At 69.5% G+C, this 24,053-nt stretch carries 19 protein-coding genes, 2 pseudogenes and 1 riboswitch; of the genes and pseudogenes, 10 read left to right on the top strand and 11 right to left on the bottom strand.

Annotation, left to right across the window (positions count from 1 at the left end; translation table 11 throughout):
- Positions 1-140: 140 nt before the first annotated feature.
- Both ABZ154_RS20445 and ABZ154_RS20440 read left to right on the top strand, forming a co-directional pair.
- A complete protein-coding gene (locus ABZ154_RS20445) occupies positions 141-1,109 on the top strand; it encodes a diacylglycerol kinase family protein (protein ID WP_356834519.1) in 969 nt (322 codons plus the stop codon).
- A gap of 320 nt (positions 1,110-1,429) precedes the next feature.
- Positions 1,430-1,687, top strand: a complete 258-nt coding sequence (locus ABZ154_RS20440; RefSeq protein ID WP_003953983.1) for a WhiB family transcriptional regulator — start codon at positions 1,430-1,432, stop codon at positions 1,685-1,687.
- 178 nt (positions 1,688-1,865) lie between these two features.
- Here ABZ154_RS20440 and ABZ154_RS20435 read toward each other — a convergent pair whose 3' ends face one another.
- Together ABZ154_RS20435 and ABZ154_RS20430 are read right to left on the bottom strand one after the other, a co-directional pair.
- Positions 1,866-3,332: a PAS domain-containing sensor histidine kinase gene (locus ABZ154_RS20435; RefSeq protein WP_356834517.1), complete on the bottom strand. Its 1,467-nt coding sequence runs from the start codon at positions 3,330-3,332 to the stop codon at positions 1,866-1,868.
- A gap of 385 nt (positions 3,333-3,717) precedes the next feature.
- Entirely contained in the window at positions 3,718-4,800 is a 1,083-nt protein-coding gene (locus tag ABZ154_RS20430; protein ID WP_356834515.1) for an SIS domain-containing protein, read from the bottom strand.
- Positions 4,801-4,984: 184 nt separating this feature from the next.
- On the opposite strand from ABZ154_RS20430, the gene nagB reads away from it, so the two are divergent.
- Entirely contained in the window at positions 4,985-5,770 is a 786-nt protein-coding gene (gene nagB, locus ABZ154_RS20425) for a glucosamine-6-phosphate deaminase (RefSeq protein ID WP_356834513.1), read from the top strand.
- A 198-nt stretch (positions 5,771-5,968) separates the two neighbouring features.
- Here nagB and ABZ154_RS20420 read toward each other — a convergent pair whose 3' ends face one another.
- From ABZ154_RS20420 to ABZ154_RS20405, 4 genes are all read right to left on the bottom strand, one after another.
- Positions 5,969-7,492: a glycoside hydrolase family 3 protein gene (locus ABZ154_RS20420; RefSeq protein ID WP_356834511.1), complete on the bottom strand. Its 1,524-nt coding sequence runs from the start codon at positions 7,490-7,492 to the stop codon at positions 5,969-5,971.
- A 9-nt stretch (positions 7,493-7,501) separates the two neighbouring features.
- Positions 7,502-8,362: a carbohydrate ABC transporter permease gene (locus ABZ154_RS20415; RefSeq protein WP_356834509.1), complete on the bottom strand. Its 861-nt coding sequence runs from the start codon at positions 8,360-8,362 to the stop codon at positions 7,502-7,504.
- Positions 8,359-9,363 carry a sugar ABC transporter permease gene (locus tag ABZ154_RS20410; protein ID WP_356834507.1) on the bottom strand — a complete coding sequence of 335 codons (1,005 nt, stop codon included), beginning with the start codon at positions 9,361-9,363 and terminating at the stop codon, positions 8,359-8,361. Before ABZ154_RS20410 ends, ABZ154_RS20415 begins: the two co-directional genes overlap by 4 nt.
- Positions 9,364-9,480: 117 nt before the next feature.
- Complete coding sequence (locus ABZ154_RS20405) at positions 9,481-10,779, bottom strand: sugar ABC transporter substrate-binding protein (protein ID WP_356834505.1); 1,299 nt, start codon at positions 10,777-10,779, stop codon at positions 9,481-9,483.
- A 279-nt stretch (positions 10,780-11,058) separates the two neighbouring features.
- Here ABZ154_RS20405 and ABZ154_RS20400 point away from each other — a divergent pair, with 279 nt between their 5' ends.
- The 7 genes and pseudogenes from ABZ154_RS20400 to ABZ154_RS20370 form a co-directional block, all read left to right on the top strand.
- The gene (locus ABZ154_RS20400; RefSeq protein ID WP_356834503.1) at positions 11,059-11,823 is read left to right on the top strand and encodes a GntR family transcriptional regulator; all 765 of its coding nucleotides are present in this window, start codon (positions 11,059-11,061) and stop codon (positions 11,821-11,823) included.
- Between the two features lie 251 nt (positions 11,824-12,074).
- Positions 12,075-14,300: a carbon starvation CstA family protein gene (locus ABZ154_RS20395; protein WP_356834501.1), complete on the top strand. Its 2,226-nt coding sequence runs from the start codon at positions 12,075-12,077 to the stop codon at positions 14,298-14,300.
- Positions 14,297-14,500 (top strand): YbdD/YjiX family protein, encoded by a 204-nt coding sequence (locus ABZ154_RS20390; protein ID WP_356834499.1) that lies wholly within the window; start codon positions 14,297-14,299, stop codon positions 14,498-14,500. Before ABZ154_RS20395 ends, ABZ154_RS20390 begins: the two co-directional genes overlap by 4 nt.
- Positions 14,501-14,716: 216 nt before the next feature.
- A riboswitch (cobalamin riboswitch) is annotated at positions 14,717-14,793 on the top strand.
- Between the two features lie 156 nt (positions 14,794-14,949).
- Positions 14,950-17,364 carry a ribonucleoside-diphosphate reductase subunit alpha gene (locus tag ABZ154_RS20385; RefSeq protein ID WP_356834497.1) on the top strand — a complete coding sequence of 805 codons (2,415 nt, stop codon included), beginning with the start codon at positions 14,950-14,952 and terminating at the stop codon, positions 17,362-17,364.
- The gene (locus ABZ154_RS20380; protein ID WP_356834495.1) at positions 17,364-18,380 is read left to right on the top strand and encodes a ribonucleotide-diphosphate reductase subunit beta; all 1,017 of its coding nucleotides are present in this window, start codon (positions 17,364-17,366) and stop codon (positions 18,378-18,380) included. Before ABZ154_RS20385 ends, ABZ154_RS20380 begins: the two co-directional genes overlap by 1 nt.
- A 334-nt stretch (positions 18,381-18,714) precedes the next feature.
- Positions 18,715-19,164 (top strand): annotated as a pseudogene (locus ABZ154_RS20375) (TetR/AcrR family transcriptional regulator); the annotation flags it as partial.
- 64 nt (positions 19,165-19,228) lie between these two features.
- Positions 19,229-20,071 (top strand): annotated as a pseudogene (locus tag ABZ154_RS20370) (helix-turn-helix domain-containing protein); the annotation flags it as partial.
- 33 nt (positions 20,072-20,104) lie between these two features.
- On the opposite strand, the gene ABZ154_RS20365 reads toward ABZ154_RS20370, so the two are convergent.
- The 5 genes from ABZ154_RS20365 to ABZ154_RS20345 all read right to left on the bottom strand — a co-directional run bounded on the left by ABZ154_RS20365 (position 20,105) and on the right by ABZ154_RS20345 (position 24,022).
- On the bottom strand, positions 20,105-20,842 hold the full coding sequence (locus tag ABZ154_RS20365) for a D-Ala-D-Ala carboxypeptidase family metallohydrolase (protein ID WP_356834493.1): 738 nt from the start codon (positions 20,840-20,842) through the stop codon (positions 20,105-20,107).
- Between the two features lie 157 nt (positions 20,843-20,999).
- Positions 21,000-21,638, bottom strand: a complete 639-nt coding sequence (gene def, locus ABZ154_RS20360) for a peptide deformylase (protein ID WP_356834491.1) — start codon at positions 21,636-21,638, stop codon at positions 21,000-21,002.
- A gap of 119 nt (positions 21,639-21,757) precedes the next feature.
- Positions 21,758-22,753: a hypothetical protein gene (locus ABZ154_RS20355; protein ID WP_128845825.1), complete on the bottom strand. Its 996-nt coding sequence runs from the start codon at positions 22,751-22,753 to the stop codon at positions 21,758-21,760.
- A 253-nt stretch (positions 22,754-23,006) separates the two neighbouring features.
- Positions 23,007-23,369 carry a mycothiol system anti-sigma-R factor gene (gene rsrA / locus ABZ154_RS20350; protein ID WP_356834489.1) on the bottom strand — a complete coding sequence of 121 codons (363 nt, stop codon included), beginning with the start codon at positions 23,367-23,369 and terminating at the stop codon, positions 23,007-23,009.
- A complete protein-coding gene (locus tag ABZ154_RS20345) occupies positions 23,366-24,022 on the bottom strand; it encodes a sigma-70 family RNA polymerase sigma factor (protein ID WP_018510075.1) in 657 nt (218 codons plus the stop codon). Before ABZ154_RS20345 ends, rsrA begins: the two co-directional genes overlap by 4 nt.
- Between the last annotated feature and the right edge of the window lie 31 nt (positions 24,023-24,053).

Here is a 24,053-nt window from a genome sequence, read left to right as displayed (position 1 = left end):
GTGGCCGGGCGCGGCACATGTCACGTACGAGGCCGGCGCCGAGGAGCACGTACGGGGAGGGCGTCACGGAACGTGACCGGCCCTGAGCTGAACGAACCGCGACTTCGGGGCCGAACCGCCCGGTAGGTACTCTGGCGGGCATGCGCGCACTCCTCGTGGTCAACCCGGCAGCCACCACCACCAGTGCCCGCACCCGTGACGTCCTCATCCACGCCCTGGCCAGCGAGATGAAGCTGGAGGCGGTGACCACGGAGTACCGGGGTCACGCGCGGGATCTGGGGCGGCGGGCGGCCGACAGCGACGACATCGACCTGGTGGTCGCCCTCGGCGGTGACGGCACGGTGAACGAGGTCGTGAACGGGCTGCTGCACCGGGGCCCGGACGTGGACCGCGTCCCGAAGCTCGCCGTGGTCCCCGGCGGCTCCACCAATGTCTTCGCGCGCGCCCTGGGGCTGCCCAACGACGCGGTGGAGGCGACCGGCGCGATCCTGGACGCCCTGGAGCACCGGAGGGAGCGCACGGTCGGCCTGGGGCTGGCGGCCGGCACCCCGGGCACCGAGGACGAGTCCGTCCCCGAACGCTGGTTCACTTTCTGTGCCGGTCTCGGCTTCGACGCCGGAGTGGTCGGCCGGGTCGAACAGAAACGCGAGCACGGCAAGCGGTCGACGCACGCGCTGTACGTGCGCCAGGTGGTCCGGCAGTTCCTGAACGAGGCCCACCGCAGACACGGGACGATCACACTCGACGTACCCGGCCAGGAGCCCGTCACCGACCTCGCGCTCTCCATAATCTGCAACACCGCCCCCTGGACCTACCTGGGGAATCGCCCGGTGTACGCCTCTCCGAAGGCCTCCTTCGACACCGCTCTGGACGTCCTCGGGCTGAAGCGTCTGTCGACCGCGGCGGTGGCCCTGTACGGCACCCAGCTGCTCACTTCGAGCCCTGACAGAGGGCCGCGCGGGAAGCATGCCGTTTCACTGCATGACCTCACGGACTTCACCTTGCATTCAAAGGTCCCACTGCCCTTCCAGATGGACGGCGACCACCTGGGACTGCGTACGAGCGTGACGTTCACAGGCGTACGCCGTGCACTGCGTGTGATTGTGTGAGTGGAAGGGCCGAAAGTCCTTTAACTCGAACGTTTGGCCTGGGCCCCACCCCTTAGAAGTGCGGCTGTGACCTAGTCGACACCGAGGAATCAAAAAAAACTTTCCAGAAGGGGTTGTATCCGCCGCCGAGGTTTGCGAATCTCTACATGGCGATCGGGACGGCCCGCAACACCGGCCTCCACTGAGAGCCAGAACCCCTCCTCACCATCACAGACCACACCCAGTCCTTCTGGGAGTCGGCCCGTCATCTGCGGGGGGATTCGTGAAAGCGTTCACATTCACAAGCAACAAGCGTGTAATACCAAGGAGAGGTAGCAGCCATGGACTGGCGTCACAACGCCGTTTGTCGTGAGGAAGACCCCGAGCTGTTCTTCCCCATCGGCAACACCGGTCCTGCGCTGCTGCAGATCGAGGAAGCCAAGGCCGTCTGCCGTCGCTGCCCCGTCATGGAGCAGTGCCTGCAGTGGGCGCTCGAGTCCGGCCAGGACTCCGGCGTCTGGGGTGGCCTCAGCGAGGACGAGCGCCGCGCGATGAAGCGCCGTGCCGCTCGCAACCGGGCGCGTAACGCCAGCGCCTGACCGACGCCCCCCACGAACACGCCTCAGCCAGGCGGCGCGCACAGAGCGTGCGCACAGCCCCGCCTTCGAGTCGCAGCGCGCAGTACCCCGGAGCGCATCGCAACGTGAGCATCACGGAGCGGGCCCGGACCGTCACCACGGTCCGGGCCCGCTCTGCTGTGTGCTCCCGGCCGTGTGACTACTTGTCACCGCGCACCGGCAGGTCCAGCACCACCTGGGTACCGCGCTCCGGCGCCGGGACCATGCCGAACGTACCGCCCAACTCGCCTTCAACCAGAGTCCGTACGATCTGGAGCCCCAGATTGCCGGCCCGCTGCGGGTCGAACCCCTCGGGCAGACCGCGCCCGTCGTCGGTCACCGTGATGAGCAGTCGGCCCTCGGTCGGGGATCCGCCGCGCACGGCGGAGACCTCCACCGTGCCCTGATCGGCCACGGCGAACGCGTGTTCCAGGGCGTTCTGCAGGACTTCGGTCAGCACCATGGAGAGCGGGGTGGCGACCTCGGCGTCCAGGATTCCGAAGCGTCCGGTGCGCCGGCAGGTCACCTTGCCGGGCGAGATCTCGGAGACCATCGCGATGACCCGGTCGGCGATCTCGTCGAACTCGACGCGCTCGTCCAGGTTCTGCGAGAGCGTCTCGTGGACGATCGCGATCGAACCGACGCGCCGCACCGCCTCGTTGAGCGCCTCGCGCCCCTGTTCGGAATCCATCCGGCGGGCCTGGAGGCGCAACAGGGCGGCCACCGTCTGCAGGTTGTTCTTCACCCGGTGGTGGATCTCCCGGATGGTCGCGTCCTTGGTGATCAACTCGCGTTCACGGCGGCGCAGTTCGGTGACGTCCCGGAGCAGGACCAGGGAGCCGATGCGGACCCCCTTGGGTTTGAGCGGGATGGCCCGCAGCTGGATCACCCCGCCCGCGCACTCCACCTCGAACTCACGCGGGGCGTACCCGCTGGCCACCTTGACCAGGGCCTCGTCCACCGGGCCCCGGGAGGGCGCCAGTTCGGCGGTGGTGGTGCCGAGGTGGTGGCCGACCAGGTCGGAGGCGAGGCCGAGGCGGTGGTAGGCGGAGAGGCCGTTGGGGCTGGCGTACTGCACGACCCCGTCCGCGTCCAGCCGGATCAGGCCGTCACCGACGCGCGGGGAGGCGTCCATGTCGACCTGCTGGCCGGGGAAGGGGAAGGACCCGGCGGCGATCATCTGGGCCAGGTCGGAGGCGGACTGGAGGTAGGTGAGCTCCAGCCGGGAGGGGGTACGCACCGTGAGCAGGTTGGTGTTGCGGGCGATCACCCCGAGGACCCGGCCCTCACGGCGTACGGGGATGGACTCGACCCGTACGGGAACCTCCTCGCGCCACTCCGGGTCGCCCTCGCGCACGATCCGGCCCTCGTCCAGGGCCGCGTCCAGCAGCGGGCGGCGGCCACGCGGCACCAGGTGGCCGACCATGTCGTCCTGGTAGGAGGTGGGGCCGGTGTTGGGCCGCATCTGGGCGACCGAGACGTACCGCGTCCCGTCGCGGGTGGGGACCCACAGCACGAGGTCGGCGAAGGACAGGTCGGAGAGCAGCTGCCACTCCGAAACCAGCAGATGGAGCCACTCGAGGTCGGTGTCGCTCAGAGCGGTGTGCTGGCGGACGAGATCGTTCATGGAGGGCACCTGTGGAGCGTACCCGGGGTGAACAGCCGTGCTCGAACCGATCGGCCCGGCGGGCCGTGCTGTGTGGCAGAGGACCGCTGTCGCGCAGGGTGCCGATGGACAGGGCGTGGTGCGCGGCCGGAGAATGTCGTGCACGCGGATGGACACGGGCAATTGGTCTAGTCCACAATAAGTTCACCAGGACCTCCGCTCTCCCCGCACAGGAGAGCGGACCGAGGCACCCGGCGCTCTCTGCCCTGACCGCGCAAGGTGCCTCATGTGACCGACGGCACCGCACACCGTCGGTCGGAAGCTCCGGGCTGCGGTGCCGGGCGGGCTGAGGGTCCCGCCCTGGCGCCGCGGCCCGCGGGTGTTTCCGGGGCCGTCCGGCCGCTGGTCAGCGCGTCTCCGTCACCTTGGCGAGGGCGCGCGGCGAGTCCGGGTCCTGGCCGCGCGCGATGGTGACCTCGTACGCCAGCATCTGCAGCGGCAGGATCTCCAGGATGGGCTGCAGCTCCTCCGGCACCCCCGACGTCGGCAGCGAGAAGCCCGCCGAAGCCGCCTCCACCTGGGCTTTCGGGCCGACCACGAACAGGTCGGCGCCGCGCCCGCGCAGCCGGTCGAGCACCGGCTGGAGGGCCTCGCCGCCCCGGCCGTCGGTGACCACGGCGATCACGGGGGAGATGTTGTCGACCATCGCCAGCGGGCCGTGCAGCAGGTCGGCGCCGGAGTAGGAGAGAGCGGGGATGTAGCTGGTCTCCATGAGCTTCAGGGCCGCTTCCTTGGCCGTGGGGTAGCCGTAACCGCGCGAGGTGATCACCATGCGCTCGGCGAAGCGGTAGCGGGAGGCCAGCGCCTTGACCTCGGCCCGGCGGCCCAGGATCGCGCCCGCCAGGTCGGGCACGGACGCGGCCGCCTCCGTGCCGTCGGCGCCCGCCAGCCCCTCCACGAAGAGGTAGAGGGAGAGCAGGGAGGCCGTGTACGTCTTGGTGGCCGGGAGCGCCTTCTCCGGGCCCGCCAGGATGTCGATGTGGTATTCGGAGACCGCCGCCAGGGCGGAGTCCGGGTTGTTGGTGACCGCGAGGGTGACCGCACCGGCCTCCCGGGCGGCCCTCGTGGAGGCCACCAGGTCCGGTGAGCCGCCCGACTGGCTGACGGTGATGACGAGGACGTCCCGCAGATCGGGCTTGGCCCCGTACGCCGTCGTGGTGGACATGGAGGCGAGGCCGCAGGGCAGGCCGAGCCGGATCTCCAGCAGGTACTTCGCGTAGAGCGCCGCGTTGTCGGAGGTGCCGCGCGCGGTGAGCAGGACGAAGCGGGGGTTCCTGGCGGCGATCTCGGCGGCCACCTCGCGGATGCCGGGCGCGCCCTGGTCGAGGATGCGCCGCAGCATCGCGGGCTGCTCGGCCATCTCGCCGGACATGATGCGGCCGGGCACGTCGCGCTGGTCGTCGGGGCCGGACGGAGGGGTGGCTGACATGGGGGGTGCCTCCCGATGCGGTGTCGTACCGGACAAGTCGACCAGGCAAACGCGGGGTCCGCCAGCGGGCGGGGCGGCGGGCCGAACCGTGGGCCGTTCACCGCACGCACGGCCGATTCTGCTAGATTGGGCCTTTGATTGGTCTATACCACAGAGTTCCCCTCATCAGATCGGCAGGCACAGCGTGGAAGTTGTCATCGTCCCGGACGCCACGGCAGGCGGCGAACTGATCGCGGAGGCCATCGCCTCCCTGCTCAGCCGCAAGCCCGACGCCCTGCTCGGCGTTGCCACCGGCTCTACCCCGCTGCCCGTCTACCGCGCGCTCGCGGCCAAGGTCGCCGTCGGCGCCGTCGACGCGTCGCGTGCCCGCATCTGCCAGCTCGACGAGTACGTCGGGCTGCCCGCCGGCCACCCGGAGTCGTACCGCTCCGTGGTCCTGCGTGAGGTCGTCGAACCGCTCGGGCTCTCCGAGGCGTCCTTCATGGGCCCGGACGGCTCCGCCGAGGACGTCCAGGCCGCCTGCGAGGCGTACGACCGGGCGCTGGCCGAGGCCGGCGGGGTCGACCTCCAGCTGCTCGGCATCGGCACCGACGGGCACATCGGCTTCAACGAGCCGTGCTCCTCGCTCGCCTCGCGCACCCGGATCAAGACGCTGACCGAGCAGACCCGGGTGGACAACGCGCGCTTCTTCGACGACGACATCGACCAGGTGCCGCACCATGTGATCACCCAGGGCATCGGGACGATCCTGGACGCCCGGCACCCGATCCTGCTGGCCACCGGTGAGGGCAAGGCGGAGGCCGTCGCCCAGACGGTGGAGGGGCCGATCGCCTCGATCGTGCCGGCCTCGGCGCTCCAGTTGCATCCGCACGCGACGGTGGTGGTGGACGAGGCGGCGGCGTCGAAGCTGAAGCTGGCGGACTACTTCCGCGCCACGTATGCGGCGAAGCCGGCGTGGCAGGGGCTGTAGGTCGTACGCCTGTACGTGCGGGAAGGGCCAGGACACCGTGAGGCGTCCTGGCCCTTCCCGTTGTGCCGCCCGTCCGGCGAGAGGCTTTGTCCTCGATCGCCGGACGGGCTTGATCCACCGGCCTGACGGCCTTGTCCTCAGACGCCGGAAGGGCTGGACCTGCCCGCCCGGCACGCTTGTCACCGCCGAGGGCTTGAACTAGGCCCCCGTCACCGCTTCCGCCGCTGCCTGGCCGCAGACCCTGGAGGCGCCGTGGGTGGCGATGTGGAGGGCTCCCCGGGGGGTGGACTCCGGGACGCCCATCTCGACCACGATCGTGTCCGGGCGCGCCGCCAGCAGGGCGTCCAGCGCCTCGCCCATCCAGGCGTGGCGGTGTTCGTCGCGGACGACGGCGACGATGCGCCGTTCCCCCGCCGCGGCGACCGCCTCGGCCGCCGGGTCGGCGCTCTCGCCGGTGTACGTGGCCGCCTCGGTGCCCGGCAGGAGCCGGGTGAGTCCGGCGGTGATGCCCCAGGGGGTCTCGTCGCCGACCGCGATGTTCGCCACCGCGGAGAACTCCGCGACGTACCCCGGCTCGGTCAGCCGGTCGCCGGTGCCGGTGACCTTCACCGCGCGGCGGGCGGCCACCAGGCCGATGTCGGAGCTGACTCCGGTGCCGGGCGCGGTCCCCTCCTGCACTTCCGCGCCCGGCTCCGGGATGTCCCCCCGGGCCCCCTGCGTCCAGGACGCGAGGGCTCGTACACGGGCGGCCGCATCCGCGAGCCGCTCCTCGGCCAGGTCTCCGCTGCGCACCGCGGCGACGAGGGCGTCGCGCAGGCGCAGCACCGTCTCCTCGTCGGCCAGCCCGCCGCCGACGCAGATGGCGTCGGCGCCCGCGGCGATCGCGAGGACCGATCCGCGCTCGATGCCGTAGGTCCTGGAGATGGCTTCCATCTCCACGCCGTCGGTGACGATCAGGCCGTCGTAGCCCAGTTCCTGTCGGAGCAGACCGGTGAGGATCCGTGGACTCAGGGTGGCGGGGCGGTCCGGGTCGAGTGCGGGAAGCAGGATATGCGCGCTCATCACCGATTTGGAACCCGCTGCGATGGCCGCCCGGAAAGGCAGCAGCTCACGGGCGTGCAGGGTGTCGAGATCCACATCGATGCGGGGCGTCGCCAGGTGCGAGTCGACCGCGGTGTCGCCGTGGCCGGGGAAGTGCTTGGTGCAGGCGGCGACGCCGGCGGCCTGGAGCCCCTCGATGTACGCGGCGGTGTGCCGGGCCACCAGAGCGGTGTCGGCGCCGAAGGAACGTACGCCGATGACCGGGTTGTCCGGGTTGGAGTTGACGTCCGCGGACGGCGCCCAGTTCAGGTTGACGCCGCACACGGCGAGCCGGCGGCCGAGCTCATGGGCGACGGTCCGGGTCAGGTCGACGTCGTCGACGGAGCCGAGGGCGAAGTTGCCGGGGAACGAGGAGCCGTCCCTGACCTCCAGGCGGGTCACGTCGCCGCCCTCCTCGTCGATGGCGACGAGGACATCGTCCCGCTCGGAGCGCAGCCGCGCGGTCAGGGCGGCGAGCTGCTCGGGCGACTCGATGTTGCGGCCGAACAGCCCGACGGCGGTGAGCCCTTCACCGACGCGGCGCAGCAGCCAGTCCGGTGCGGTGGTTCCGGTGAATCCGGGCTGGAGCACCGCGAGCGCGTCGCGCGTCAGGGTGTCCGTGGTGGAAACGAGGGTGGTCATGGGCCCGCACTATCCCTTCACAGCGCCGGAAGTGAGGCCTGCGGCCATCTTCTTCTGGATGATCATGAAGAACACGACGACGGGCAGGGCGATCATGGTCGAGGCCGCCATGAGTGCGCCGTAGTCCGTTCCGCGCTCGGTGGTGAACGTCATCAGCCACACGTTCAGCGTGTACTTGGAGTTGTCGTTGATCAGGATGTACGCGAAGAGGTACTCGTTCCACGCGTTCACCAGGGCGAAGATCGACGCGGCGGCGAGCCCGGGGGCGAGCAGCGGGAAGATCACCCGGCGGAAGGCGCCGAAGCGGGTGAGGCCGTCCACCATCGCGGACTCCTCCAGTTCCACCGGGATGTTCACGACGAAGCCGCGGATCATGATGGTGGCGAAGGGCAGCGTGGAGACCAGGTAGACGACGATCAGGCCCCAGTACTCGTCGATCCCGCCCATGGCGTTGAGCTGGGCGTAGATCGGGATGAGCATCGCCGTCGGCGGCAGCATCTGGACCAGGATCATGACCAGGATGAGGGCCTTGCGGCCGAAGAACCGGAACCGTCCGATCGCCAGAGCCGCCAGCGTGGCGATGATCATGCCGCCGAGCACGGCGGTGACGGCGACGATCAGGCTGGACTGGATGGCGGTGACGAAGTTCGGCTGGTCGACGGCGCGCGCGAAGTTGTCGAAGGTGATCGACGTGGGCCACAGGGTCTGGTCGTAGCTGCGGATCTCCTGGTTGGGCCGCAGGGCGCTGATGACCAGCCAGTACACCGGGAAGATCATGACCGCGGCGATGCCGAGGCCGATGATGTCGAGGTGGAGCCGGCTCTTCTTCCGGTCGGGACGCAGCGCCTGTGTTTCGGTCGTACTGCTCATTCGACCTCTCCCGTCTTCATGAGCTGGCGCAGGTAGAACACGGCCACGCCGGACAGCAGCACCACCGTGATGAGGGCGATCGCGGTGCCCTGGCTGAAGGAGGTGGACTCGAACGCCTTGGAGTAGGAGTAGAGGCCGAGGGTCTCGTACTCCGGCTCGGGCTTGTTGCCTCGCAGCAGCCAGATCTGGCCGAAGACGTTGAAGTCCCAGATCACCGAGAGGGTGGCGACCATGGTGAAGACCGGCTTGATGACCGGCCAGGTGACGAACTTGTAGATGCCGTACGCGCTGGCGCCGTCGAGTGCCGCTGCCTCCTCCAGCTCCTGGGGGACCTGGGTGAGGGCGGCGTACAGGGTGACGACGACGAACGGGATGGCGCCCCAGACGACCAGCAGGGTGATGATGCCGAAGCCCTGGACCGGGTTGAGGTACCAGTTGTGCCCGAGCCAGTCCTCGCCGACGACCTTGGCGATCAGCGTGTTGATCAGGCCGTAGTCGGAGTCGGCCATGAACCGGAAGATCGAGGCGGCGACCATCAGCGGCATCGACCAGGCGGCGATCAGGGCCACCGTCAGGACGAGCCGGACCCAGGTGGAGAGCTTGCGCATGAGCAGGGCGACCAGCAGCCCGATGCCCATCGTCAGCGTCACACAGATGACCATGAAGACGACCGTGCGGAAGGTGACCCACCAGAACTCGGAGTCGCCGAGGATGTTGGTGAACTGTTCGAAGCCCACCCAGGGGGCGGGCTCTCCGGACCACAGTTCGCGCCGGCCCATGTCCTGGAAGGACATGATGACCGTCTTGCCGAGCGGGTAGAGGTAGACGGCGGCGATCGCCACGATCGCCGGGAGGATCAGGAAGTAGGGGAGGAGTTCACCCTTCTTCCGCTTCCTCTTCTGTACCCGGGGTGCGTCGTCGGAGGACGACTTCCCGGTCGGCTGCGGGTCGGGCGGTAGCGGGACCGGCGGCCCGACGGCCTTGGTATCAGCGGCAGACACGTGGCTGACCTTCCATCGCGGGTCCGAGGCGGGCCCCGGAATTCACGGCGTTCACTTACGAGAAGAGGGCGGGGGCCCGGCATCGCTGCCGGGCCCCACCTGGCGACCGGAGGAAGGTCAGGCCTTCTTGTTGATCAGGGCGTTGATCTTGTCGTCGGCCTTCTTGGAGGCGTCGGCGACGGAGGAGCCCTTGAGGATCTCCAGGAGAACGTTCTCCAGGATCTCCTCCTTCTCGATGGAGGCCCAGCCCGGCGCGATCGGCGTGAACCAGGCGTCCGGCACCGCGTTGGCGATGGCGGCGGTCTCCGGCTTCGTCTTCAGCGGCTCGAGCTGCTTCTCGTTGTTCGGAAGGACGTTCTTCGACGCGAGGACCTCGCCGCCCTTCGCGTTGGTGAAGAGGGAGATCCACTCCTGGCCGAGGTCCTGGACCTTGGACTTGGAGATCGTCGCGAGGTCCGAGCCGCCGATGAAGGACGGGAGGGCCTTGCCCTCGGGTCCGGGGATACCGGCCGTGGCGATCTTGCCCTCGAGCTTCGGGTTGCCGTTCTCGCCACCCGTGACGCTGCCGGCCTCCCAGGCCTGGCCGTAGATCACGGCGGCCTTCTCGTTGGCCATGACGTTGGCGTGGTCCTGCTCGTCCTTCGTCTGGTCGGCCTTGTTGTACTTCTTGACCAGGTTGACGTAGTGCTCGAGGCCCTTCTGCGACTCGGGGGAGGACAGCGAGCCCTTCCACTCCTTGGCGCCCTCGTCGTACGTGGCTATCTGGCCACCGTAGGCGGCGACGTAGGACATCGCGGCGTACCAGTAGCGGCCCGGGAAATAGAGAGAGGAGGCGCGCTTGTCCTTCTTGCCCAGCTCCGCGGAGACCTTGTCCATCGCCTTGAGGAACTCGTCCTCGGTCTGCGGGAGGACGTCACTGCCGGTGCCGGCCTTCAGCATGTCCTTGTTGTAGACGGCCAGACGGGCACTGGCGTAGTAAGGAACGCAGTACGTCTTGCCCTCGTAGGTGCAGGTGTCCTTCAGACCCTTGATCCAGGTGTCCGAGTTCTCGTACTTCTCGGGGTCGATTTCCCCGAGCGCACCGTTGAGGATGTACTGCATGGTCTCGGTGTTGCCGAGTTCGACAACGTCCGGGAATTTGTCGCCACCGAGGGAGGTGTCAAGCTTCTTGACCTTGTCAGCCCACTGCTGGTACTGAACCTTTACCGTGACACCCGGGTACTTCTTGTTGAACTCGGCATTGACGTCCTTGACCAGTTCGGGCCAGGTCGACTGGGCCTCGCCCATGAGCCAGACGGTCAGGTTTTCCTTGCGGTCCTTCGGGTCCTGCGACGATGCCTTGTCGTCAGTCCCACATGCCGCGACCGAAACCAACATGCCCGCGACACCGATAGCCGCGATGAGCTTGCGCTTCACGTCAAACCCTCCTCAGGGATGCTGCAACCCCACCCACCGCGAAGACATTCGACGAGTTCTGTTGGGGCTGGACCTGGTCTTTAATGGTTTAGACCAGTACCGGGAGCTTGGCCTAGACCTTTAGGGGTGTCAAGGGTGTATAAGAAGTGCACTCGCGTCCGTTATAGGACCGACACCTAAGGGAGGGCGACGACCCGTGACCGGACCGTGCCACCATGTGAGCCGCTACAGACGGAGGAGCCGGTGACGGCAGCAACGCAAGCGTCGGGAAGGCGGGCCATGGGTGCCGACGGGGGCAGTTCGGGGAGCGAGACCGGCAACGGTCCGCGCACCGCGCGCGTACCGAAGTACTACCGGCTCAAGCGGCATCTCCTCGACATGACCGATACCTTGCCGCCCGGCACCCCGGTGCCGCCCGAACGCACCCTGGCGGCCGAGTTCGACACCTCGCGCACCACCGTGCGCCAGGCCCTGCAGGAGCTGGTCGTCGAGGGCCGGCTCGAACGCATCCAGGGCAAGGGGACCTTCGTCGCCAAGCCGAAGGTCTCCCAGGCGCTCCAGCTGACCTCGTACACCGAGGACATGCGCGCCCAGGGGCTGGAGCCGACGTCCCAGCTGCTCGACATCGGCTATGTCACGGCGGACGACACGCTCGCCGGTCTGCTGGACATCTCGACGGGCGGCCGCGTGCTGCGCATCGAGCGACTGCGCCTCGCCAGCGGGGAGCCGATGGCGATCGAGACCACCCATCTTTCGGCCAAACGCTTCCCGGCGCTGCGCCGCTCGCTGGTGAAGTACACCTCGCTCTACACCGCGCTCGCCGAGGTGTACGACGTCCGCCTCGCCGAGGCCGAGGAGACCATCGAGACCTCGCTCGCCACCCCGCGCGAGGCGGGTCTGCTGGGGACGGATGTAGGGCTGCCGATGCTGATGCTCTCCCGCCATTCGATCGATGGCCAGGGCGAACCGGTGGAGTGGGTGCGTTCGGTGTACCGGGGCGACCGGTACAAGTTCGTGGCCCGCCTGAAGCGGCCGGTGGACTGAGAACCAGCAGCGTGCGGACAGGCGGTGGCGCGGGGACCCCCTCCCCGGGCCACCGCCTGTTTTCGGTCATCCCGGCTGCCGCCCGGATCAGGTGAACCGGCCTCCCCTGCCGTCCGTGCCCTTACTGCGGAACTTCGGTGGAGACATCGGTGATACGCGACCGGTATGCGGACAGGGGTTCCGGACAGGCGGCCGTACCACCTAGATTTCGCGCACGCTACGACAGTGATCACGCGAGGGGACGGATCGAAATGCCGGAATCGCCCACACCAGCACCACCGGTTCCACAAGCACCGGGACGGCGGACACCGTCCCCGAAGTCCATAGTCGTCTGGAGCCTGGTCGGCCTGGTCGGCGCGATCGGCTGGGCCACCCTCGCGCTCTCGCGGGGTGAGGAGGTCTCCGCCGCCTGGATGCTGGCGGCGGCGCTGGGCTCGTACGCCATCGCCTACCGCTTCTACTCCCGGTTCATCGCCAACCGGGTCCTGAAGGCGGACAAGAACCGCGCGACGCCCGCCGAACTGCTGGACAACGGTGTCGACTTCCACCCCACCGACCGCCGGGTGCTGTTCGGCCACCACTTCGCCGCCATCGCGGGCGCCGGCCCCCTGGTCGGCCCCGTGCTCGCCGCGCAGATGGGTTATCTGCCCGGCACGATCTGGCTGGTCGTCGGCGTCATCTTCGCCGGTGCCGTCCAGGACATGGTGACGCTCTTCTTCTCCACCCGCCGCAACGGCCGTTCGCTCGGCCAGATGGCGCGCGACGAGATAGGACCGGTCGGCGGGATCGCCGCCCTGGTCGCGGTCTTCATCATCATGATCATCCTGCTCGCGGTCCTCGCGCTGGTCATCGTGAACGCGCTCGCCCACTCGCCGTGGGGCGTCTTCTCCATCGGCATGACGATCCCGATCGCCCTCTTCATGGGCGTCTATCTGCGCATCCTGCGGCCCGGCAAGGTCAGTGAGGTCTCCCTCATCGGCGTCGCGCTGCTGCTCCTCGCGATCGTCTCGGGCGGCTGGGTCGCCGAGTCGTCGTGGGCGGACTTCTTCACGCTGGAGCCGGGCACGCTGGTCATCTGGATGATCGTGTACGGGTTCCTCGCCTCCGTGCTCCCCGTGTGGCTGCTGCTGGCCCCGCGCGACTACCTCTCCACCTTCATGAAGGTCGGCACGATCGGGCTGCTGGCCCTGGGCGTCATCGTCGCGCTGCCGACCCTGAAGATGCCCGCGGTCACCGACTTCGCCACCAACGGCCAAGGACCGGTCTTCGCCGGCTCGATGTTCCCGTTCGTCTTCATCACCATCGCCTGCGGTGCGCTGTCCGGCTTCCACTCCCTGGTCTCCTCCGGCACCACGCCGAAGATGGTCCAGAAGGAGACGCAGATCCGGATGATCGGCTACGGCGCCATGCTGGTCGAGTCGTTCGTCGCGATCATGGCGATGATCGCCGCCTGCATCATCGACCCGGGCCTGTACTTCGCCATCAACGCGCCGGTCGGTGTGATCGGCGACAGCGTCCAGTCCGCCTCCCAGGCCGTGGCCAACTTCGGCTTCACCATCACCCCGGACGCCCTGGCGCAGGCCGCCAAGGACGTGGAGGAGGCGAGTCTGCTCTCCCGGACCGGCGGCGCGCCGACGTTCGCGCTCGGCATGGCGGAGATCTTCTCCGCGGTGATCGGCGGGACCGCGATGAAGGCGTTCTGGTACCACTTCGCCATCATGTTCGAGGCGCTCTTCATCCTCACCACCGTGGACGCCGGCACCCGCGTCGGGCGCTTCATGCTCCAGGACATGCTGGGCAACGCCTACAAGCCGTTCCGCGAGGTCAGCTGGAAGCCGGGCGTCTGGTTCGCCAGCGCCGTCGTGGTCGGCGGCTGGGGCTACTTCCTCTGGGTCGGCGTGCACGACCCGCTGGGCGGCATCAACCAGCTCTTCCCGCTCTTCGGCATCGCCAACCAGCTGCTGGCCGCCGTCGCACTGGCCGTCTGCACCACCCTGCTCGTCAAGTCCGGCCGACTGAAGTGGGCATGGGTCACGGCGGTCCCGCTCGCCTGGGACGTGGCGGTCACCCTCACCGCGAGCTGGCAGAAGATCTTCTCGTCGGACGTGAAGATCGGCTTCTTCGCCCAGCGCGACAAGTACCAGGCGGGCATCGACGCGGGCGAGGTCCTGCCACCCGCCAGGAACATGGACGACATGCAGACCGTCGTCACCAACTCCACCGTCGACGGCGTGCTGTGCGCCCTCTTCGCCCTCCTCATCATCGTGGTGCTCGTGGACGCCGGCCGGGTCTGCTTCAACGCCATCCGCGACCCGGAGAGCGTGAGGCTCCACGAGACGCCGTACGTCGAGTCCAAGCTCGTCGCCCCGGCCTCGCTCATCGCCACCAAGGAGGAGAAGGCCGAACTGGTCGCCGCCGGAGTCGGCCCCGAGGGCGGCATCCGCAAGGAGACGGCGGGAACGGGGAGCCGGACATGACCCTCGCGGACGTACGACGGGTCGCGGGACGGATCCGCTGGTACGTCCGGGAACTGACCGGCGAGTCGGCATACGACCGCTACGTGGCGCACGCGAGGGTCCACGATCCGGACACTCCGGTGATGACCCGCCGCGCCTTCGAACACAGCCGCACCGACGCCCGTGAGACGGATCCCCGCGAGGGCTTCCGCTGCTGCTGAGCGCCACCGGCCGATCGGGGCCGTCGCACCCCTCCCAGGGGCGCGGCGGCCCCTTCTCGCGCCCTCGTACGGGCCCGTTCCCACCCGGCCGGTACGGAAGAAGCTGGGCGGAGAAGTCAGGCCGTCTGGCGAGCTTTCGAGTCGGCCGACACAACATGTGGGGGCTTCCTCATCAGGCGCCCCCCACATGTATGCTCAACCTCGCTGTCGCCGCAGGGGAATCCGGTGCGAATCCGGAACTGTCCCGCAACGGTGTGATCAGTGTGCTTTTGCACACCCGAAGTCCGACGACCTGTCGACAGCGCGTCCGGCTCGACCGAACCGGACGCCAGACGTCCGGGCCTCGCGGATGGGCCGGTGGACGCCGTGAGCGGTGCTGCCCTCAGGGGCATCGTGCTGCCCGGCTCCCCGCTCGCCGCCGGGCCCCCAGCCGAGCGAGGGATAGCCCAGTGACCATCGCGCCCGCCGATCCGGTTTCAGCCACCGAATCCGCTGCCTCCACCACGTCCGGAGCAGGCCAGAACGACGGACCCGGGACCGCCCTGCTGCGGACCCTGACCGACCTCACCGCCGATCTGCCCGACACCGACCCCGGACGGGTCGCCGCCTCCGCGCTGCGCGGGCGCAACGCCCGCTCCGACGAGGCCGAGCTGCGCTCGCTGGCCACCGAGGCCGCCGCGGGTCTGATCTCCGAGGACCCGGCGTACTCCCGGCTCGCCGCCAGGCTGCTGACCCGCACGATCGCCGACGAGGCCGCGGGCCAGGGCGCGACGCACTTCTCCGCCTCCGTCGCCGTGGGCCACCGCGAGGGCCTGATCGCCGACCGCACCGCCGAGTTCGTGGCGCTCCACGCGGCCGCGCTGGACGAACTCGTCGAGCAGGCGCTGGCCGACGGCGACGACGACCGCTTCGGCTACTTCGGTCTGCGTACGCTGCACAGCCGCTACCTGCTGCGCCACCCGCTCACCCGCCAGGTCATCGAGACCCCGCAGCACTTCATGCTGCGCGTGGCCGCGGGCCTCGCGGAGGACGACTCGGTGCGCGCGCTGGACGAGGTCGCCGCGCTCTACCGGCTGATGAGCCGGCTGGACTACCTCCCCTCCTCCCCCACGCTCTTCAACTCCGGCACCCGGCACCCGCAGATGTCCTCCTGTTATCTGCTGGACTCGCCCAAGGACGAGCTGGACTCGATCTACGACCGCTACCACCAGGTGGCGCGCCTCTCCAAGCACGCGGGCGGCATCGGTCTGTCGTACTCCCGCATCCGCGCCCGGGGCTCGCTGATCCGGGGCACCAACGGGCACTCCAACGGCATCGTGCCGTTCCTCAAGACGCTGGACGCCTCCGTGGCGGCGGTGAACCAGGGCGGCCGGCGCAAGGGCGCCGCCGCGGTCTACCTGGAGACCTGGCACGCGGACATCGAGGAGTTCCTGGAGCTCCGCGACAACACCGGTGAGGACCAGCGCCGTACGCACAACCTGAACCTGGCGCACTGGATCCCGGACGAGTTCATGCGCCGGGTCGACGCGGACACCGGCTGGTCGCTGTTCTCCCCCGCCGAGGTCCCCGAGCTGGTCGACCTGTGGGGCGACGAGTTCGACGCGGCCTACCGCGCCGCCGAGGCCAAGGGGCTGGCCCGCAAGACGATCCCGGCGCGTGAGCTGTACGGCCGGATGATGCGGACCCTCGCGCAGACCGGCCAGGGCTGGATGACGTTCAAGGACGCCTCCAACCGGACCGCGAACCAGACCGCCGAGCCGGGCCGGGTCGTCCACTCCTCGAACCTGTGCACCGAGATCCTCGAGGTCACCGATGACGGCGAGACGGCCGTCTGCAACCTCGGCTCGGTCAACCTGGGCGCCTTCGTGGGAGACGGCTCGATCGACTGGGAGCGCCTGGACTCCACGGTCCGCACCGCGGTCACCTTCCTCGACCGGGTCGTCGACATCAACTTCTACCCGACCGAACAGGCCGGGCGCTCCAACTCCCGCTGGCGACCGGTCGGCCTGGGTGCGATGGGCCTCCAGGACGTCTTCTTCCAGTTGCGCCTGCCCTTCGACTCCCCCGAGGCCCGCGCGCTCTCGACGAAGATCTCCGAGCGCATCATGCTCGCCGCGTACGAGGCGTCCTGCGACCTCGCCGAGCGGTCCGGCCCGTTGCCCGCCTGGTCCCAGACGCGTGCCGCGCGCGGTGTGCTGCACCCCGACCACTACGACACCGAGCTGAACTGGCCGGAGCGCTGGGACGCCCTGCGCGCCCGGGTCGCCGAGACCGGCATGCGCAACTCGCTGCTGCTCGCGATCGCGCCGACCGCGACGATCGCCTCGATCGCGGGTGTGTACGAGTGCATCGAGCCGCAGGTCTCCAACCTGTTCAAGCGCGAGACGCTCAGCGGTGAGTTCCTCCAGGTGAACGCCTACCTGGTGGACGAGCTGAAGGAGCTCGGCGTGTGGGACGCCCGCACCCGTGAGGCGCTGCGCGAGGCCAGCGGCTCCGTGCAGGGCTTCGCCTGGATCCCCGAGGACGTGCGGGCGCTGTACCGCACGGCGTGGGAGATCCCGCAGCGCGGCCTGATCGACATGGCGGCGGCCCGTACGCCGTTCCTCGACCAGAGCCAGTCGCTCAACCTGTTCCTGGAGACGCCGACGATCGGCAAGCTCTCCTCGATGTACGCGTACGCCTGGAAGCAGGGGCTCAAGACGACGTACTACCTGCGTTCGCGCCCGGCGACCCGCATCGCCCGTGCCGCGTCCGGTCAGGCGTCGGCCGCCGTCCCCATTCCCGTGCAGCAGGCGTCGGCTCCCGACGCGGACGCCATCGCCTGCTCCCTTGAGAACCCCGAGTCCTGCGAGGCCTGCCAGTAATGAGCTCCAACGAGAACAAGAACCTGCTCGACCCGGGCTTCGAACTGACCCTGCGTCCCATGCGCTACCCGGACTTCTACGAGCGCTACCGGGACGCGATCAAGAACACCTGGACCGTCGAGGAGGTCGACCTCCACTCGGACGTCGCCGACCTCGCCAAGCTGTCGCCGGGCGAGCAGCACATGATCGGCCGGCTGGTGGCGTTCTTCGCGACCGGTGACTCGATCGTCTCGAACAACCTCGTGCTGACGCTGTACAAGCACATCAACTCCCCCGAGGCGCGGCTCTACCTGTCGCGGCAGCTCTTCGAGGAGGCCGTGCACGTCCAGTTCTACCTGACGCTGCTGGACACCTACCTGCCCGACCCGGACGACCGGGCGGCGGCGTTCGACGCGGTCGAGGAGATCCCCTCGATCCGCGAGAAGGCCCAGTTCTGCTTCAAGTGGATGGACTCGGTCGAGAAGATCGACCGGCTGGAGACGAAGGCCGACCGCCGCCGCTTCCTGCTGAACCTGATCTGCTTCGCGGCCTGCATCGAGGGGCTGTTCTTCTACGGTGCCTTCGCGTACGTGTACTGGTTCCGCTCGCGCGGCCTGCTGCACGGTCTCGCCACGGGCACCAACTGGGTGTTCCGTGACGAGACGATGCACATGAACTTCGCGTTCGAGGTCGTGGACACCGTCCGCAAGGAGGAGCCGGAGCTCTTCGACGACGCGCTCCAGCAGCAGGTCACCGACATGCTGAAGGAAGCGGTCGAGGCGGAGCTGCAGTTCGGCCGCGACCTGTGCGGCGAGGGCCTGCCGGGCATGAACACCGAGTCGATGCGCCAGTACCTGGAGTGCGTCGCCGACCAGCGGCTCGCCCGCCTGGGCTTCCCGACGGTGTACGGCTCGGAGAACCCGTTCTCCTTCATGGAGCTGCAGGGTGTCCAGGAGCTGACGAACTTCTTCGAGCGCCGCCCGTCCGCCTACCAGGTGGCGGTCGAGGGCTCGGTCGGGTTCGACGACGACTTCTAGGACCTGACGAGGCGGTCCCGGGCACCGGTCGGTGCCCGGGACCTCGCCTGTTCCGGCCGGCGTCCCTCCTGCCGGGCACGGTGGGCGGCGCTGTGCGGTCGGTCGGACGGCGTCGACCGTTGCGGCCTGTGCCCCCGCGGGAAGCGCCGGTCCCCCCCGTTCATGGCGGCTTCCAAGCACGCCCACAGGCGCCCAGGTTGGGCAGTTGCTGATCCCTGCCTCGGTGGAGTTGCGTGCACCCGAAAGCCGGTCCGGCCCTGTGACAGCGCCGGCGAACGCGGCGGAGACAGTGTCCCGATCCGCGGCCCTCTTGGGAGACTTCTCTCATGAGCCCGAGCTCTGCCTCGACCGGTTCGCGCGGACGGCGGCGCAGGCGCAGGCACTGTCGCAGCTCACCGGGCAGGGCACGGTGGCGGGGAACCTCGGCACCGTCGTACGCGCGCTGCTCGACGCCGCCGGCCCGGCCCTCTCGGGGCTGGCCATGAGCCGGGCCGCCAGCTCTCAGCGGACCCGCGAGGCCATGGAAGGCGGGGCGCCCGGCTTCCGGGTGATCGAGGAGGCCATGACCACCTATCTCGCGGTCGAACGGCGGCTGGGCCGGGAGGCGGAGGCCGTCGACCCGGGCACCGCGGCCCTCGCCATCGTCGGCACCACCCACCACCTCCTGATGACCAGCTGGCCGGGCGCACCCGACCCGCAGCTCTCCGTGACCCGCCTGGTGGCGTTGCTGGTGGACGGCCCGGGGCCGTCGGTCCGGCCCCCGGACGAACGGCGTTCGAGCTAGGCCTTCGCCCAACCCTTCGGGCATGAGCGCCGCGTGACCCTATAAGGCCGCGCGGCGCTTTCCGGGCCCCGAGCTGAGCACCCATGCCGGCTTCACCATCCGTACCGAACACGGCCTGGAGCGGCTGGAGGAGGCCGACCTCATCGCCGTACCGGCCGGCAGCAACTTCATGGAGCGGGAGTACCCGGAAGAGGTCCTCGACGCGCTGCGGCGGGCCGTGGAACGCGGGTCGCGGGTGCTGAGCGTCTGTTCCGGGGCGTACGTCCTCGGGGCGGCGGGCCTGCTGGACGGCCGCCGCTGCACGACGCACTGGCGCCACGCGGCGGAGCTGGCCCGCCGCTACCCGAAGGCGATCGTGGAGCCGGACGTGCTGTACGTGGACGAGGGCTCAGTGATCACCTCGGCCGGGACCGCTTCCGGGATCGACGCCTGCCTCCACCTCGTCCGCCAGGCGTACGGGCAGGACGCGGCCAACACGATCGCCCGGCGCATGGTGGTGCCGCCGCACCGGGACGGCGGCCAGGCGCAGTACATCAGCCGACCGCTGCCCCGGAACGCCTGCGACACGGTCGGCTCCACCCTGGCGTGGATGGAGCACCACCTGGACCAGGAAATGTCGGTGGAGCAGCTGGCGGCGCTGGCGCACATGTCGCCGCGCACCTTCGCCCGCCGCTTCCAGCAGGAGACAGGGACGACCCCGTACCGCTGGCTGCTACGGCAGCGGGTGCTGCTGGCCCAGCACCTGCTGGAGACCTCCGACCGGACGATCGACACGATCGCGGGGCAGACGGGGTTCGGCACGGCGGCAACCCTGCGGCACCAGTTCGTACGCACGCTCGGTACGACGCCGAACGCCTACCGCCGGACCTTCCGGGGCCCGGCGGGCACCGTGCCCGACGTCGCCTGAGGACGGACGCCGGGCACGGTCAGCGGCCTTGGATCAGATACCGCAGCTGGGGGCCGACCAGAAGCGGCTGGGCCCCTGGTTGACGTGCACGTGGTCATTGTGGCCCGAGTAGCCGGGGCCGAGGATGCCCCGGAAGCCGTGGTAGCGGGCCTGCTTGGCCAGTGTGCACAGAGAGTGGGGCGAGGCGCCGAGGTCGACCGCGTCGCCGTACAGGTGGCGGCTGTTGCTCGCTCCGCCGACAGCCGAGTTGCAGGAGTAGGAACGGAAGCCGCTGGTGACGCGGATCGACCTGTCCCCGAGCGCGTGGCGCAGCGCCTCCAGTTTCCACATGCTGCTCAGCGCGTTGGCCTTGGCCGTGCCCGCCGCGACCGCGCCGCCGGCCCAGGTGCTGTTGCACTGGTTGAGCTCGGGGTACGTGAAGTGGATCGGGGTGCAGTCGTTGTCCTGGAGCTCGTAGATCTTGGCCTGGGTGGCGGGGCCCGCGATTCCGTCGGCAGCCAGGCCGTAGGCCGCCTGGAACCGCTTGACGGCGGCGGTGGTGGCCGGGCCGTAGGAGCCGTCTACGGCGAGCACGGAGTCGTACCCCGGCCAGCCGGCCACCCGGATCTGGAGCTGGGTGACGTCGTTGCCGGTGGCTCCGGGCGCGAGCGTACGGGTCCAGGTGTAGCAGCCGTCGGCCTGCGCGGGCCCGGCGGTCAGGACCGCCCCGCCCAACGCGAAGGTAATGGTCATGACAAGTCCGAGCAGAACGCGTGCGGTGCGTTTCAGCATGGGGCTCCCTCTCGGTCACGGACGCTGTGCGGCGAGCCTGGCCCAAGGGGTCGACGCGCGTCAACTACCCCAAAGGAAACGGCAGTTAGCTGCCACGGGTACGTGAAAGGCCCGGCACCAGGAGTCGGTGCCGGGCCCTTCACGCGGATACGCGTCCTCAGTCGTTCGGGACGGTCTCGTAGCGCGGCGTGCCCTCTTCCATCTGCCGGAGCGCGTCCTTGCGGTCGCGCTTGGAGAGCCGGTCGATGTACAGGTAGCCGTACAGGTGGTCCGTCTCGTGCTGGAGGCAGCGCGCGAAGTAGCCGCTGCCGCGCACCTTGATCGGATTGCCCTGGGCGTCCTGGCCGCGCACCACCGCGTAATCCGGGCGGGCGAGGGAGGCATACGCGGTCGGGACCGAGAGGCAGCCCTCGTTGGAGTCGTCCAGCACCCGAGCCTCGGGGGGCAGCTCCTCCAGGACCGGGTTGCAGACCACGCCGGTGTGCCGGTTGCCGTCGTCGTCCGGGCAGTCGTAGACGAAGACCTTGAGGTCCACGCCGATCTGGTTGGCCGCGAGGCCCACGCCCTCGGCCGTCTTCTGGCTGGCGAACATGTCGTCGATCAGCTGCGCCAGCTCGTCGCCGAACTCGGTGACGTCCTTGCACTCCTTGTGCAGCACCGGGTTGCCCACGACCGTGATCGGACGCGACGTACCGCGCTCCCGGTACGCCGCCTCGCGCGCCTCGCAGTCCTCGGTGTCGACGATGAACCCCTCGTCGTCCACGCCGATCCGCCCGTCCGTCTCCTGCTGCGACATGTCCGCCGTACGCCTTCCTGCAAAACCTGAACTCGGTGACCCCGCCGGACCCTGTCGAAACCGGGAACCGCGGGAGGAACAGCACCGCGATCGGTGCGCGTACAGCCTACGGGCAGCGGTCAGCAGACTTCTTCGAGATCCCGCCACTCGCGGCTGTCCGGGCTGTCGGCGACCCAGCCGTCCAGCAGCCCGCGCACCAGACCGGCCGGCGCCGCGAGACCGCACTCGCGCTCGGGGACCCACAGGTCCCCGGCGCCCGCGGTCCGGTGCCCCAGCGGTCCCGGGTGGCCCGGCTCACTGTGGTCGTGCGGGTCCAGGTGCTCCCCGTCGCCCTCGTCGCTCTCCATCCGGCTCTCCGAACAGGCCCGGCACAGCAGCCGTACGGAGGACGACCAGTCCTCGGCGGCGAACCCGGCGTCCGACGCCAGCTTCTCCAGCGCGTCCCGGTCCTCCTCGGTGGCCGCCTCCAGCAGCACCACCCAGGTCGGCACCGGGGAGGGCGCCCACAGCTCGATCTCGTCGAAGACCGGATACGAGGGTCCGGCGGCGGTGACCCGCTCGCCGTTGGGCACCCCGTCGTGCAGCACGACCTCGCCCCAGCGCCGCCCGGAGGACGGCAGCGGGATGGAGAGCACCTCCATCCGGGCCGGGTCGAGCCGACGCCCCCAGACGACCTCGGCCTCGCCCTCGGGCGAGAGCCGTACCGCCGCGCTGCCCAGCTCCATGCCGGACGGCTCGGTGGTGGCCGCGCTGTTCAGCCCGGAGCCGGGCACCTTGAGGCCGTACGCCTGCCAGGCCCGGCGCGCCAGCGGCCAGTCCTGAAGCGCGGTGGCCGCGATGCCGACGTTCCACCAGTCCGGGGCGCCGGACTCACGGTCCAGCAGCGCGACCGCCCGCAGGCCCGCCGCACGCGCCTGCTCCCAGTCGTGCCGGAACTTGTGCAGCAGTGCCAGATTGAACCAGGACTCCGAGAGCCAGGGCTCCAGATCCGCCGCGCGCGTCAGCAGCGCCCCCGCGTCCTCGTACCGGCCGTCGCCGATCAGCGTGAACGCGCGGTCCGTGGCCTGCCGCCAAGAGGCGGACGGCCGATGCCGTACCTTCCCGAAGATCCTCACGATTCCCGCCTGTCCCGACTGGACACCCTCGTTTTCCGCTCTGCTTCGCATCCAACCATGCCCGGCCGGACGCCCGCTCATTACCCATGGGTTACCCAGTCCGGGCCCCGGTCAGACCGGCACGGCGGAGGACTCTCGCGACGGCCTGACGCCACGTGCGGCTGGTGAGGGCGTAGCGGGGGGTGCGGGCGAGCGCGGGGGACGGGGTGCGGTCTTCGAGCCCGGTGGCTGTTCGCGCGCTTCAGCCCGGCGGCTACTCGCGCGCGGTCGCGGTCTGGTCCGTGCCCCCGACCACGATGTCCTGGACGTCGGCCGGGGCGTCCTGGCCGCCGACGGTGATGTCCTGCTCGGGCACGGCCTCGCCGGCCCTGATCAGATCGATCCGGCCCATCACCTTGGAGCGCAGGTCGGTCGGGACCTCGTCCTGGCCGCAGCAGCGCTTGACCAGCTTCTTCACGGCCTGTTCCAGGCCGTACTTCTCCAGGCACGGGGAGCACTCCTCGAAGTGCACCTCGAACTTGGTGCAGTCGCCCTCGGGCATCTCCCGGTCGAGGAACTCGTAGAGATGGTCGAGGACCTCCGAGCAATCCGTCTCGTGCGGCTCTCCGCAGCTCATGAGGTAGAGCCCTTCCGATCGTCCGAGTCACCGGCACCGGCCGCGACGAGCCCGCGCTCACGGGCGTAGTCCTCCAGCATGCCGCGCAGCTGACGGCGACCGCGGTGCAGCCGGGACATCACCGTACCGATGGGTGTCCCCATGATGTCCGCGATCTCCTTGTAGGCAAAGCCCTCTACATCGGCGAGATAGACGGCGATGCGGAACTCTTCGGGAATCGCCTGGAGCGCCGACTTCACGTCGGAGTCCGGGAGGTGGTCGAGGGCCTGGGACTCGGCGGAGCGCAGACCGGTCGACATGTGCGACTCGGCGCGCGCCAGCTGCCAGTCCTCGATCTCCTCGGCGGCGCTGCGCTGGGGCTCGCGCTGCTTCTTCCGGTACGAGTTGATGAAGGTGTTGGTGAGGATGCGGTACATCCACGCCTTGAGGTTCGTGCCCTCACGGAACTGGTGGAAGGAGCCGTACGCCTTCGCGTAGGTCTCCTGGACCAGGTCCTCGGCATCGGCGGGGTTGCGCGTCATGCGCAGCGCGGCCGAGTACATCTGGTCGAGAAAGCCGAGGGCGTCCCGCTCGAAGCGCGCGTTGCGCTCGGCGGTCGTCTCCGGTGCACGGCCGTCGTCGGTCCCTGTGTCGGTCCCAGTGACCGGACCCACCTCCTCCAACGATGTGGCGGAGCCGAAACCG

The sequence above is a fragment of the Streptomyces sp. NPDC006261 genome, assembly GCF_040613515.1.
Classification (GTDB): domain Bacteria; phylum Actinomycetota; class Actinomycetes; order Streptomycetales; family Streptomycetaceae; genus Streptomyces.
The sequence above is the reverse complement of the archived record's forward strand: the minus strand, read 5'-3'. Positions and strand labels throughout refer to the sequence as shown.